The following is a 13,005-nucleotide window of genomic DNA, read 5'->3' as shown; positions in this document are numbered from 1 at the left end:
CGCCTGCGACGCCGGCCGGAACGCGGCACAATCGACAGACGAAAAAAAGCCCGTTCACGCAGAGCGGAACGGGCTTAATCCATATCAGGAGGAGACATGGAGGAGACAGTTCCAACTATACACACGGCGATGGTGCGACGCAATATTCAGAATGCAAAAAAACGTCAGGACGGCGATTTGTCGCATCCGCACTGCAGCAAATTGGTGACGGGACGATGACGAAAACCGCGCCGGATCAGCTGGAGCGGGCGTTTTGTCCGATTTATTTCGGGGTGATCCGCCCCCGGTTCGCCGGCGCGAATCACAGAGCAAGATTCAGGGCGCGACGGCACGTGCCGGTGTCTAGAGTAGGCACCATCTACACTAGAGAGTGCGAGGTTCAGATGAAAACCGCCTATCCGACCGACGATGCCCGCTGGGGCGCCGTGACCGAGCGCGATCCGCATGCGGACGGCGCGTTCTTCTATGCCGTGAGCACGACCGGCGTGTTCTGCCGCCCGACCTGCGCGTCGCGGCTGCCGCGCCGCGAGCATGTGTCCTTCTTCGCCGATCCGGCGGCCGCGCGTGCGGCAGGCTTCCGGCCCTGCAAGCGGTGCCAGCCGGAAGGGCTGCCGCGCGAGCTCGAGATCGTCAACCGCGCGTGCGCGGTGCTCGACGCGCATGCCGAGCGGCTCACGCTTCAGCAACTGAGCGATGCCGTGCACGTGAGCCCGTTCCACCTTCAGCGGCTCTTCAAGCGCGTGGTTGGCGTGTCGCCGCGGCAGTACCAGGCCGCGCAGCGCGGCGCAGCGCTGCGGCAGGCGCTGCAAAGTGGGCAGCCGGTCACGCAGGCGGCCGTCGATGCGGGCTTCAACTCGCCGTCGCGGCTCTATGCGTCGGTGCCGCGCGAGCTCGGGATGGCGCCGTCCGCGTTCCGCCGCCAGGGCGCCGGCCTGCGGATCGACTATGCGACCGCGTCGACGTCGCTCGGCACGGTGCTCGTCGCCGCGACCGAACAGGGCATCTGCCGGATCGCGTTCGGCGACGAGCCGGCGTTGCTGGTCGGCGAGCTGAAGGACGCGTTCGCGCGCGCCGAACTGGTCGAATCGTCCGCGCGGCTCGCGCCGTTCGTCACGCAGATCCGCGCGTACCTGGACGGCACGCGGCACGCATTCGACCTGCCGCTCGACATCGCGCCGACCGCGTTCCAGCAGCGCGTGTGGGAAGCGCTGACGCATATTCCGTACGGCGAAACGCGCAGCTACTCGGAGATCGCCGAGGCGCTCGGCTCGCCGCGCGCGGTGCGCGCCGTGGCGTCCGCGTGCGCGTCGAACCCGGTCGCGCTCGCGATCCCGTGCCACCGCGTCGTGCAAAAGGGCGGCGCGCTCGCCGGGTATCGCTGGGGCGTGCGCCGCAAGGCGACGCTGCTCGCGGCCGAAGCGCGTCATGCGCATCATGATGAAAACGAAGCCGTGACGGAGGGAAGTGCGGTTTGAGCATTGCTAAAACAACGATCACGTCAACCGTGAACGGCGGCCATGTGCCGCCGTCCGCGCAGATGGAACTGCGCTTCAACGCGCCCTACGACTGGGCGCGCGTGCTGCGCTTCTTCAGCGGGCGCGCGATTCCGGGTGTCGAGCAGGTCGCGGACGGCGTGTATCGCCGCATCGTCGACCTGCATGGCGACTCCGGCCGGCTCACCGTCACGAAACATCCGCGCAAGCATTGCCTGATCGCGACGGTCGAAGGGGCGGTCGCGCGTCATGTCGACGATGCATTCGCCGTGCGCGTCGCGACGATGTTCGACCTCGGCGCCGATCCGGCCGCGATCGGCGGCGGGCTCGCGCGCGACCCATGGTTCGCGCCGCTCGTCGAGGCCGCGCCGGGGCTGCGCGTGCCGGGTGCCTGGTCGGGGTTCGAGCTGGCCGTGCGCGCGATCGTCGGCCAGCAGGTGAGCGTGAAGGCCGCGACGACGATCGTCGGCCGGCTCGTCGAACGCGCCGGCGAGCGGGTGGTGCATATCGACGACGGCGCGCCCGCTTGGCGTTTCCCGACGCCCGACGCGCTCGCCGCGTGCGATCTCGACAAGATCGGGATGCCCGGCAAGCGCGTTGCCGCGCTGACGGGCGTGGCGCGCGCGGTGGCGGCCGGCGACGTGCCGGTCGATCGCGCGCATGCCGACCTCGCGACGCTGCGCGGCGCGTGGCTCGATCTGCCCGGCATCGGCCCGTGGACCGTCGAATACATCGCGATGCGCGCGTGGCGCGACCCGGACGCGTGGCCGGCATCCGATCTCGTGCTGATGCAGTCGATCGCCGCACGCGATCCGGCGCTCGACCGGCTGTCGAGCCAGAAGCGCCGCACTGAAGGCTGGCGGCCGTGGCGCGCGTATGCGGCGCTGCATTTGTGGAACGAAGTGGCCGACCGGGCGGGCGGCGCGCGCGGCGGGTGACGGCGGCGGCCCGCGCCCGGGTGCGACCGGACGAGGCCGCGACGCGCTTCACGATCCGTCGGACGAATTCGCGTGACCGACGTGCCGATCGGTGCCGCCTGAATCCGGTAACGCAGGCCGCGACAGCCGCGATCGGCCCGTCCGGCGGCCCGCTCCGGCCCGCGAGCCATGCCCGCGGCCACCTCAAGCGCGTGTTCCGGCGAGATGTTAAAGTGCCCGCTACCAACGAAGCGACCAACAATCCAGCCGGCCGCGCGCGGCGTTCTGCGCGCGGCCGTCACGCACTTGCGTCTCCATGTCGAACACCATGACTCACCGCCAGTCCGAACTGCTGCTGAATCGCCTCGAAGCGCTGAGCTCGGGCCCGACGCGGCAGCATCTGCCCGACGGCCTGCGCGGCATCGAAAAGGAAAGCCTGCGCGTGACGCGCGACGGGATGATCGCGTTCACGCCGCATCCGCGCGCGCTCGGTTCGGCACTCACGCACCCGTCGCTGACGACCGACTACTCCGAAGCGCTGATCGAGCTGATCACGCCCGCGGAACCGGACGCCGCGATCACGCTCGAACGCCTCGACGAGCTGCATCGCTACGTCTATGCATCGCTCGGCGACGAGATGCTGTGGAACGACTCGATGCCGGGCCTGCTGCCGGCCGACGACCAGATTCCGATCGCCGACTACGGCACGTCGAACATCGGCCGCCTGAAGACGGTGTACCGGCGCGGCCTCGCGTATCGCTACGGCCGCACGATGCAGTGCATCGCCGGCATCCACTACAACTACTCGCTGCACGAGGAAGTGTGGCGGCGCCTGCACGCGGAAGAAGGGTCGACGGCCACGCTCGTCGATTACCAGTCGGAGCGCTATTTCGCGCAGATTCGCAACTTCCGCCGCCGCAGCTGGCTGCTGATGTACCTGTTCGGCGCGTCGCCCGCGCTCGACACGAAATTCCTGCGCGGCAAGCCGCACAGGCTCGATACGTTCGACGCCGATACGCTGTACCAGCCGTATGCGACCAGCCTGCGGATGAGCGATCTCGGCTACTCGAACACGACGGCCCAGGCCGCGCTGCACGTCGACTACAACACGCTGCCCGGCTATCTCGACGCGCTGTCGAAGGCCGTCAGCGAGCCGTATCCGGCATACGAGGCGATCGGCACGCATCGCGACGGCGAGTGGATCCAGATCAACACGAACGTGCTGCAGATCGAGAACGAGTTCTACTCGACGATCCGGCCGAAGCGCGTCACGTATTCGGGCGAACGCCCGCTGCATGCGCTCGCATCGCGCGGCGTGCAGTACATCGAGGTGCGCTGCCTCGACATCGATCCGTTCGAGCCGACCGGCATCGCGCTGGAGACCGCGCGCTTCATCGACGCATTCCTGCTCGCGTGCGCGCTCGACGACAGCGCGCCGCTCGACTGCGACGCGTACAAGGAAGCGAACGCGAACTTCGGCAGCGTGACGATGGAAGGCCGCAAGCCGGGGCTCGCGCTGTCGCGCGACGGGCAGGCGATCACGCTGCAGGCGTGGGCGGACGACCTGATGGCCGATATCGAAACCGTCGGCCGCCGTCTCGATGAAATCCGCGGCGGCGACGAACATGCGCGCGCGATCGCCGCGCAGCGCGAAAAGCTCGCCGATCCGGAGCGCACGCCGTCCGCGCGCGTGCTGCGCACGATGCGCGAGAACGGGCAGTCGTTCCTTGCGTTCGCGCTGGCGCAGAGCGAAGCGCATGCCGCGCATTTCCGCGCGCATCCGCCGTCGGCCGACACGCTGCGCACCGAGCAGGCGCTCGCCGCGAAGTCGCTGGCCGAGCAGGCCGAACTCGAAGCGAAGGAGGCCGGATCGTTCGACGCGTTCGTCGCGGCCTATCGCGCGTATACGCTGAACCGCTTCAGCGTCTGAGGATCGCGCACGCGGGCCGCGCCCGTTGGCGTGCGTGCCGCGTGCGTGTCGGTCGGCGCTGGTCGCGCCGCGCCGTTACCCGTTCAATCCGGTTCGGTCAGCAATCAGTGATGCGCGTACATGCCGCGATCGATCGCGTGCGGCAGCGCCGGCTTGCCCGATTCAACGTGTGCCCGGCCATCGTTGCCGTAACCGGCATCGTCGCCGCGCGCCTGTGCGGCGCGCCGCATGATCGCCTGCATGTTCTCCGGAAAGTCGGGACTGCTCGCGAGGCTCGTCCGGTAGCCGGCGGCCTCCAGTTCCGCGAGTTCCTGGCGGACCTCCGCCCGCGTCAGCGTCGATGCGGCCTGTGCGTGGGCGGCGAAAGCCGCGCCGATCAGCAGGAATGCGCACGCCGCCTGTTTCATCGTCTTCATCGTGTTCGCTCCGTGAGGTTCCGGTGCCGCGCCGTCGTCGGCGCGGGCGGAATCGATGCGGCCAGTCTAGGCTTCGGATGCCAAACGAAACATCCCGCTGGCCGGTAGTCTCCTTTGTCGCGCGCGCAACATTGCGCAGGTGATGACGTCGAGCACGCCGATGGGCCGTTCGCGACGGGTTTCCTGTCGGGTGCGACAGCGGCCCGCCAACTGCCGGTCATCGTGCGTCGGATGGTCCGTATCGGGTTGCTGCATTTCGGGCTTGTCCCCCTTGTACAAGCGGCATACGCCTCCTAACCTCTTTTAAGCGACCGATCGGTTGGCCGTGCAACGTAGTTGCGTGCACAAGTGCCCGATCGTTGTCGCGACTGCAGAACGTCGCTTTGCACCGAATCCGGGGGCGCTGACGCGCCAACCCGGGTCGCCTTTGGAGACACGATGAATCCCACCGACGCCCTACCGCCCGGCATCGTCTTCGCGCAGCCGCTGACGCCGGTCGCCAACTCGCTGTTCCTGTCCTTCCTCGTCGCCGTGATCCCGATCGCGGTCGCACTGATCGCGCTCGGCGTGCTGCGCCGCCCCGCTTGGCAGGCGTCGCTCGCCGGGCTCGTCACCGGCCTCGCGGTCGCGATCGGCGCGTGGGGCATGCCGGCCGGGCTCGCGTTCAACGCGGTCGGCGCGGGCATGGCGCTCGCGGTCGTGCCCGTGATGTGGATCGTCTTCAACGCGCTGCTGCTGTACAACATCGCGGTGAAATCGGGCCGCTTCGACCAGTTCCGGCAGTGGATGCTCGACAACCTGCCCGACGACCGCCGCCTCGTGCTGCTCGTCGTCGCGTTCTCGTTCGGCTGCCTGCTCGAAGGGATCTCCGGATTCGGCACGCCGGTCGCGATCACGAGCGCGCTGTTGATCGCGCTCGGCTTCCCCGCGCTCGAAGCGCTCACCTATACGCTGCTGTTCAACACGGCACCGGTCGCGTTCGGCGCGCTCGGCGTGCCGATCACCGTGCTCGGCGCGGTCACGTCGCTGCCGCCCGCGACGCTCGCGCAGATGGTCGGCCGCCAACTGCCGTTCTTCGCGCTGCTGCTGCCGTTCTATGTGGTCGGCGCGTATGGCGGGCTGCGTTCGATCAAGCAGCTGTGGCCCGCGCTGCTCGTGTCGGGCGCCAGCTTCGCGCTCGCGCAGTTCGTCACGTCGAACTTCCTCGGCTACCAGCTCACCGACGTGCTGTCGTCGCTCACGTCGCTGATCGTCACGATCGGCTTCCTGCAGCTGTGGAAGCCGCAGCCCGATCCGCAATACGCGCTCGCGCGCAGCGTGCCCGCGGCGGCCGGCGCCGCGCGCGCGGGCTTCGGCGGCTGGCTGCCCTGGCTCGTCGTGTCGGTGGTCGTGATCGTGTGGGTGCACGCGAACGTCGCGGCGATCGGCGACGTGAAGATCAAGTGGCCGGGCCTGCACAACGCGGTGTTCGTGTCGCTGTACCACAAGCCGTACGCGGCGGTCTGGGACTTCCAGCCGCTCGGCACGGGCACCGCGATCCTGCTCTCGGCGATCGTCACGGCCGTGCTGACGCGCACCGGTGCCGGCGCATTCCTCGAATGCGTGGTCAAGACCTGGCGGCAGACGTGGATCGCGATCGTCACGGTGATGATGATCGTCGGGCTCGCGTACCTGCTGAACTACTCGGGGATCAGCTACACGCTCGGCACCGGCGTCGCGTCGACGGGCGCGCTGTTCCCGCTGGTGTCCGCGTCGCTCGGCTGGATCGCTGTGTTCCTGTCCGGCAGCGACACGTCGGGCAATGCGCTGTTCGGCAACCTGCAGGTCGTCGCCGCCAGGCAGCTCGGCCTCGATCCGGTGCTGATGGCCGCGACCAACTCGTCGGGCGGCGTGATGGGCAAGATGATCTCGCCGCAGAACATCGCGACGGGCGTGTCGACGACGGACCTGAAGGGGCAGGAAGGCGTCGTGTTCGCGCGCACCTTCTGGCACAGCGTGATCCTCACGCTGCTGCTCGGCGTGCTCGTGTTCCTGCAGCAGCACGTGTTCACGTGGATGATCCCGGCGCTGCCGAAGTGACGCGTGGCCGGATGTGAGAAGGGAGGCACGAGGAAATAACGAGGGAAGGCGCGGCGAAAAGCGCCAGGAAATGCACAAAAAGCGGCGAACGCGCGGCGACTCAGCGCGCGTTCGCCCGCCGCGCCGCGTCGCGCGTTGCGTGCTCCGCGGGCAGGATGCAGGCGAGGAACGCGTCGATCGCCGGGCTCTGGCGGCGCGCCTTCAGGTAGTACACGTACTCGTCGATCGTCGTGTCGATGCCGCGCAGCGCGATCACGCGCAGGTCCGGATGGCGCTCGGCTTCGCCGAGCGGAAACAGGCTGCCGCCCACGCCATGCAGGATCGCCTCGCGGATCGCTTCGCGGCTGCCGATCTCGGCGACCGACGCGGCCGCGACGCCGGCCGTCGCGAGGATCGTCTCCGTGCAGCGGCGCGTGACCGAGCCTTCCTCGCGAATCAGCAGCCGCACGTCGGCGAGCTGCACCGGATCGATCGCGTCGAAACGCGCGAGCGGATGGTTGCGATGCACGACGAGCACGAGCGGATCGGTCGAGATCACCTTGCGTTCGAGGCCGTCGGCGTCGTTGCGCTGCGACGAGACGGCGAGATCGATGCGGAATTCCTGCAGCGCCTGCAGGATTTCCTCGGAGTTGCCGATCCGGCACGTGAGCGCGATCGACGGATGCGCGTTCGAGAAGCGGCCGACCGCGTCCATGATGTAGTACGGGCCCGTCGCGCCGATCCGCAGGTGGCCTTCGAACAGGCCGCCGACGTTGCGCAGCATGATGTCGGCCTGCGCCTCGAGCGCGATCATCTTCTCGACGAGCGGCAGGAGCTCGATGCCCGTCTCGGTGACCTCGAGCTTGCGGCCGCTGCGGTAGAACAGCTCGACGCCGTACACCTGCTCGACCTGCCGGATCTGCGCGGCAATCGTCGGCTGGCTCACACCCAGGTGGCGCGCGGCGCGCGTGATGCTGCCTTGTCGGACGGTCGCGTGGAACGCCTTCAACTGATCGAACACGACTCGGCTTCTCCCCCTCTTGATCGCGCGTCAGCGTAGCGCATGCGTGTGTCGGCCGCATGAAAGGCGCGTCGTATGCCGCTTCGAAAAAAAGCTGGGGGTCACCGCAAGAAACCTGCTGGAACCGGTCACGGCCGGGACATGCCGGTGCGGGGTAATAACGGCAACGCACCGACCGCCGGCCCCGCTCGACCGGCGCCCCACTCCTACCGACCACAGGGTCTTCTTCATGTCCTCGAACAATCGACGCGATTTCCTGCGCCTCGCCGCGCAGTCGGCCGGCGCGATGGCCGCCTACGCGGGCTTCCCGCCCGCGATCCGCAATGCGCTGGCGATGCCGGCCGCCTATCGCACCGGCACGATCCGCGACGTCGAACACGTCGTGATCTTCATGCAGGAAAACCGTTCGTTCGACCATTACTTCGGCGGCCTGCGCGGCGTGCGCGGCTTCAACGACCCGCGCCCGCACCTGCTGCCGAGCGGCGCGCCGGTGTGGCAGCAGCCGCCGGCATCGGTGTTCACGAAGAACTACCATTCGCGCGGCCTCGATCCGTCGGCGCCGTACGTGCTGCCGTTCTACCTCGATCCGAAGCAGACGACCGAATTCCAGCCGGGCACCAACCACGGCTGGAGCAGCGGCCACCTCGCCTGGAACAACGGCCAGTGGGACCAATGGGTGAACCAGAAGCAGGACGTGCTGACGATGGGCTACCTGAAGCGCCAGGATCTCACGTACCACTACGCATTGGCCGACGCGTTCACGATCTGCGATTCGTACTTCTGCTCCGCGCACGCCGACACGGCGCCGAACCGCATCTACCTGTGGACCGGCACGGTCGACCCGCGCAACATCTACGGCAACCCGCCGAACGGCCCGGGCATCGGCGAGCGCGACGACGTGAACGGCTACACATGGACGACCTACGCCGAGCGCCTCGAAAACGCGAAGATCAGCTGGAAGGTGTACCAGGGCGGCACGGGCATCCCGGGCGACCCGACCGACAACTACACCGACAACTCGCTGATGTTCTTCAAGCGCTTCCAGGTGAAGGAAGGCGCGAGCGGCCCGCTGGTCGACAAGGGCGCGTCGGACCACACGCTCGCCGAGCTGAAGGCCGACGTGCAGGCGAACCGGCTGCCGCAGGTGTCGTGGATCGTGTCGCCGTACAAGTACAGCGAGCACCCGCAGGCATCGCCGACCGACGGCGCGTTCTACATCAACATGGTGCTCGAGGCGCTGACGTCGAACCCCGAGGTGTGGGCGAAGACGGTGTTCATCCTCAACTACGACGAGAACGACGGGCTGTTCGACCACGTGGTGCCGCCGGTGCCGCCGGTGACGAGCGGCGTGGGCGGCCAGGGCATCGTGTCGTCGAACCTGCTGTCGAACCTCGGCGACGAGCTGCTCGACCTGAACAAGTACCCGGGCGAGATGGGCCCGCTCGTGCCGGGCGCCGACCCGGGCGGCATCCAGCCGATCGGCCTCGGGCCGCGCGTGCCGCTGATCATCATCTCGCCGTGGACGAAGGGCGGCTGGGTCTGCTCGGAGACGTTCGACCATACGTCGGTGCTGCGTTTCCTCGAAGCGCGCTTCGGCGTGAAGGAGCCGAACATCAGCGCGTGGCGCCGGTCGATCTGCGGCGACCTCACGTCGGCATTCGACTTCTCCGCGCGCCCCGACACGCGTACGGTGAGCTTCACGGTGCCGCAGCACATCGCGACGGCCGGCCACGCATACCAGGTGCCCGCGCAACAGTCGATGCCGGCGCAGGAGCCCGGCACGCGTCCCGCGCGTGCGCTGCCGTACGAGCTGTTCGTGCACGGCCGCGTGAGCGGGCACGACGACAGCGTGTCGCTCGACTTCGCGAACTCGGGCGACGCGGGCGCGGCGTTCTACGTGTACGACCGCCGCAACCCGGCGGCGACGCCGCGCCGTTATGCGGTGTCCGCGCACGACCGCTTCGTCGATACGTGGAGCACGTCGGCCGCGCACGGCGAGTACCATCTCGCCGCATACGGCCCGAACGGTTATCTGTGCGAGTTCCAGGGCAACACGCGGCTCGCCGCGGACGGCCGCCACGCGAACCCCGAGGCGAAGATCGGCTACGACGTGCGCAACCGCCACGTGTACCTGCAACTGCGCAACAGCGGGCGCGCGACGTGCCGCGTGACAGTCGACAACGCGTACAGCCATGCGCATGCGCGCACCTACACGCTGGAGCCGGGCGAACGCGTCGAGGATCACTTCGAGCTGTCGTCGAGCCACGGCTGGTACGATCTGACGATCACCGCGACGACGCTGCGCGGCGGCGACGACAAGGTCGTGCGCCGCTTCGCGGGCCACGTCGAAACGGGCCGGCCGAGCCACAGCGACCCGGGGCCGGTGAAGCACACGGCCTGACGGTCGTCACACGTCGCGCGGTTCGGGCAAGCTTCGCCCGCCGTGCGACGGCCGCCCGCCGGATGCACCCCGGCAGATGGAATTGGTTTTTGGAAACTGAAGACTGTTGACAATGTATCGGGCCGAGGGTATAGAAGGATCATTCGCCGATCTGGCGCCCTCGTTTTCACCCGCAGCCCCACTGCCTGCCCGACCATGACTGCTCCGAACACGCTCAGTGCCATCGAACTCCTGCAAAGCCAGTCGCTCGCGATGATCGTCCAGGACATGCTCGAGCGCGCGATCGTCTCCGGCGAATACGTACCTGGCGAGAAGCTCAACGAAGTCGAGATCGCGACGAAGCTGAACGTGTCGCGCGGCCCCGTGCGCGAAGCGTTCCGCGCGCTGGAGCAGGCCGGCCTGCTGCGCAACGAGAAGAACCGCGGCGTGACCGTGCGCGTCGTGCCGCTGCGCGAGGCCGAGGAGATCTACGAAGTGCGCGCGATGCTCGACGAGTCGGTCGCGCGTGCGCTCGCGAAGCGCATCTCGCCCGACACGCTGAAAGTGCTGAAAGGCATCATCCAGTCGATGAAGGGCGCCGCGAAGTCGCACGACGTCACGCGCTATACCGAGCTGAACGTGCAGTTCCACGACGCGATGGTCGTCGGCGTCGGCAATACGCATCTGACCGACACCTACCGCCGGCTCGTGCGTCAGCTCGGGCTGCTGCGCCAGGCCGCGATCGAGGCCGAGGAAGATGCGATCGCGGTGTCGGCGGCCGAGCACGACAAGATCGTGCAGGCGCTCGCGAGCGGCGACGAGGAGAAGGCCGTCGCGCTGGTGCGCGAGCACGTCGCGCATGGCCTCGCGCGGATGCGCCGCACGCATGAGCAGGGGCTGCCGGTAGCGGGCAAGGCGGCGCGGGAGAAAACCGCGCGCGCTTGACGCAGCCGCAAGAATCGCCGGATAAAAAGCAAAGGGACGCCTTGCAGCGTCCCTTTTGCATTGCGTCGTTACCGTCGTCACGTCGAACGCATCGTCACGCCTTGTCGGCCTTCCCGGCCGCGCTCGCGAACTTCGCGAGCCACGTATCGACGGCCGACGGCTGCCGGTTCTCGTCCTCCGCGCGCTCCTTGCGGCGGATCGCATTGCGCACGACGTGCGCGCCGACATAGCGGATCGGCTCCGGCGGGAAATGGCCGAGCGGGCCGCGCGCGATCGGGCTGCGCGTCCACACGTTGTCGAGGCCGAGCACGAGTGACGACAGGATCTGCCCGCCCATGTAGGTCGGCCCGACGCCGTTGCCCGAATAGCCGAAACCGTAGAACACGTTCGGCGCGTCGTCGAGGCGGCCGAAGAACGGGAAGCCCGTCACCGAGCGATCCGACGGGCCGTTCCAGCTTGCGGTGACCGGCACGCCCGCGAGCGACGGAAAGAACTCGCGCAGGCTTTGCGTGAGCTGCGCCTCGTACGGCGAGCGCCGGTCGAACACCGGCGCGATACGGCTGCGCCACGAAAACGTATTGCCGCCCTTGCCGAGCATCAGCCGCCCGTCGGCCGTCGTGCGGTAGTAGTAGACGAAGATCCGCGAATCGAGCACCGACACGCCGTCCACGAGTCCGGTCTTATCGAGCAGCTCCGGGCATTTCTCGGTGATGACCATGTCGCTCGACACGACCGCGATCGTGCGCTCGAACTGCGGGAAGCGGCTCGCCATCCACGCATTGATCGCGAACACGAGCTTGCCCGCCGCGACGCTGCCGGACGGCGTGCGCACGACGGCCGGCTGCCCGGGCGTGAAGTCGAGCATCGGCGTGCGTTCATGGATCCGGATGCCCATCGCGAGCGCCACGCGGCGCAGCCCGCGCACGAGCTTGCCGGGATGCACGGTCGCGGCGATCGGCGAATAGACGCCGTCGAGATTGCGCGCGGAACCCGAGCGGCGCGCGACTTCGGCGGGCGGCAGCGGCTCGTAGCTGTGGATGCCGCATGCGGCGAGCGCGTCGAGCACCGGCGCGAGGGTGCCGACCTGCGCGCGCGAAGTCGCGGTGTACAGCGTGCCGTCGAGCCGCAATTCGGCGTCGATGTCGTGTGCGCGGCAGAAATCGGCGATGTTCTGGACGGCCGCTTCCGACGCCTTCACGAGCCGGATCGCCTCGGCTTCGCCGAACAGGCGCCGCAGCGTCAGGAATTTCGCGGACCACGTGAGCAGGCAGCCGCCGTTGCGGCCGCTCGCGCCGGCGCCGCACAGGTCGGCTTCGAGTATCGCGATGTCGAGCGCCGGGTTCTGCTGCTTCGCCTGGATCGCGGTCCAGAGCCCGGTGAAGCCGCCGCCGACGATGCAGACGTCGGCCTGCGTTGCGCCCTGCAGCGCGGGGGCGAGATCGCCGTCGTTGAACAGCGCTTGTTCGATCCAGAAGGGTCGCATCGGATGGTTCTTCAGTAAGGGTCGGTATCGTGCACGGCCGGAAAACCTCGCCGCCGCGTGGCGACACACCGCGGGTTGGCTGCGCGCACGGGCACGTGGCCGGGTGCGTCGCGTCGCGTCAGGACGCCGCTCCGGCCGACACACGGCTCACGCCCATCGCCCGCAGCATGTCGGCGATCGCGGCGTTCGCGGCGATGGCGCCCGGAATGCCGGCCTCGTCGAAGTGGCCGATGCAGCCGGCGCGGAACGTCTCGACTTCGGTCAGCTTGCCCGGATACGGAATGTAGTCGCGCTTTTTGACCTCCTGATAAAACCGCTTGAAGTCGGAGTTCGGTTCATCTTCGGACTCCTTGACCGAGATG

9 protein-coding genes and 1 pseudogene are annotated in these 13,005 nt (G+C 68.4%); 6 read left to right on the top strand and 4 right to left on the bottom strand.

Annotated elements, in window-relative coordinates:
• The first annotated feature begins 383 nt into the window (after positions 1-383).
• The 3 genes from ada (at position 384) to gshA (ending at position 4,340) form a co-directional block, all read left to right on the top strand.
• Positions 384-1,475 carry a bifunctional DNA-binding transcriptional regulator/O6-methylguanine-DNA methyltransferase Ada gene (ada, locus tag BT264_RS11505; protein WP_072437632.1) on the top strand — a complete coding sequence of 364 codons (1,092 nt, stop codon included), beginning with the start codon at positions 384-386 and terminating at the stop codon, positions 1,473-1,475.
• Positions 1,472-2,431, top strand: coding sequence for a DNA-3-methyladenine glycosylase family protein (locus BT264_RS11500; RefSeq protein WP_072437631.1), 960 nt, complete (start codon positions 1,472-1,474; stop codon positions 2,429-2,431). The genes ada and BT264_RS11500 overlap by 4 nt, the downstream gene beginning before the upstream one ends.
• 295 nt (positions 2,432-2,726) lie before the next feature.
• Entirely contained in the window at positions 2,727-4,340 is a 1,614-nt protein-coding gene (gene gshA / locus BT264_RS11490) for a glutamate--cysteine ligase (RefSeq protein WP_072437630.1), read from the top strand.
• 104 nt (positions 4,341-4,444) lie between these two features.
• On the opposite strand, the gene BT264_RS11485 is transcribed toward gshA, so the two are convergent.
• Positions 4,445-4,756 carry a DUF4148 domain-containing protein gene (locus BT264_RS11485; protein ID WP_072437629.1) on the bottom strand — a complete coding sequence of 104 codons (312 nt, stop codon included), beginning with the start codon at positions 4,754-4,756 and terminating at the stop codon, positions 4,445-4,447.
• 438 nt (positions 4,757-5,194) lie between these two features.
• Here BT264_RS11485 and BT264_RS11480 point away from each other — a divergent pair, with 438 nt between their 5' ends.
• A complete protein-coding gene (locus BT264_RS11480; protein ID WP_072437628.1) occupies positions 5,195-6,835 on the top strand; it encodes an L-lactate permease in 1,641 nt (546 codons plus the stop codon).
• 100 nt (positions 6,836-6,935) lie between these two features.
• Here BT264_RS11480 and BT264_RS11475 read toward each other — a convergent pair whose 3' ends face one another.
• Positions 6,936-7,835 (bottom strand): LysR family transcriptional regulator, encoded by a 900-nt coding sequence (locus tag BT264_RS11475; RefSeq protein WP_072437627.1) that lies wholly within the window; start codon positions 7,833-7,835, stop codon positions 6,936-6,938.
• A gap of 229 nt (positions 7,836-8,064) precedes the next feature.
• On the opposite strand from BT264_RS11475, the gene BT264_RS11470 reads away from it, so the two are divergent.
• A complete protein-coding gene (locus BT264_RS11470; protein ID WP_072437626.1) occupies positions 8,065-10,236 on the top strand; it encodes a phosphocholine-specific phospholipase C in 2,172 nt (723 codons plus the stop codon).
• Positions 10,237-10,431: 195 nt separating this feature from the next.
• Complete coding sequence (locus BT264_RS11465; protein ID WP_072437625.1) at positions 10,432-11,160, top strand: phosphonate utilization associated transcriptional regulator; 729 nt, start codon at positions 10,432-10,434, stop codon at positions 11,158-11,160.
• Between the two features lie 94 nt (positions 11,161-11,254).
• Here BT264_RS11465 and BT264_RS11460 read toward each other — a convergent pair whose 3' ends face one another.
• Together BT264_RS11460 and BT264_RS11455 are read right to left on the bottom strand one after the other, a co-directional pair.
• Entirely contained in the window at positions 11,255-12,643 is a 1,389-nt protein-coding gene (locus tag BT264_RS11460; RefSeq protein WP_072437624.1) for an FAD-dependent oxidoreductase, read from the bottom strand.
• A gap of 118 nt (positions 12,644-12,761) precedes the next feature.
• A pseudogene (locus tag BT264_RS11455) lies at positions 12,762-12,983 on the bottom strand (2-aminoethylphosphonate--pyruvate transaminase); the annotation flags it as partial.
• Positions 12,984-13,005: the final 22 nt, after the last annotated feature.

Origin of the sequence: Burkholderia sp. NFPP32 (assembly GCF_900119325.1) — a bacterium.
Lineage (GTDB): Bacteria > Pseudomonadota > Gammaproteobacteria > Burkholderiales > Burkholderiaceae > Burkholderia > Burkholderia pyrrocinia_C.
This window is presented reverse-complemented; position numbering and strand designations above follow the sequence as displayed.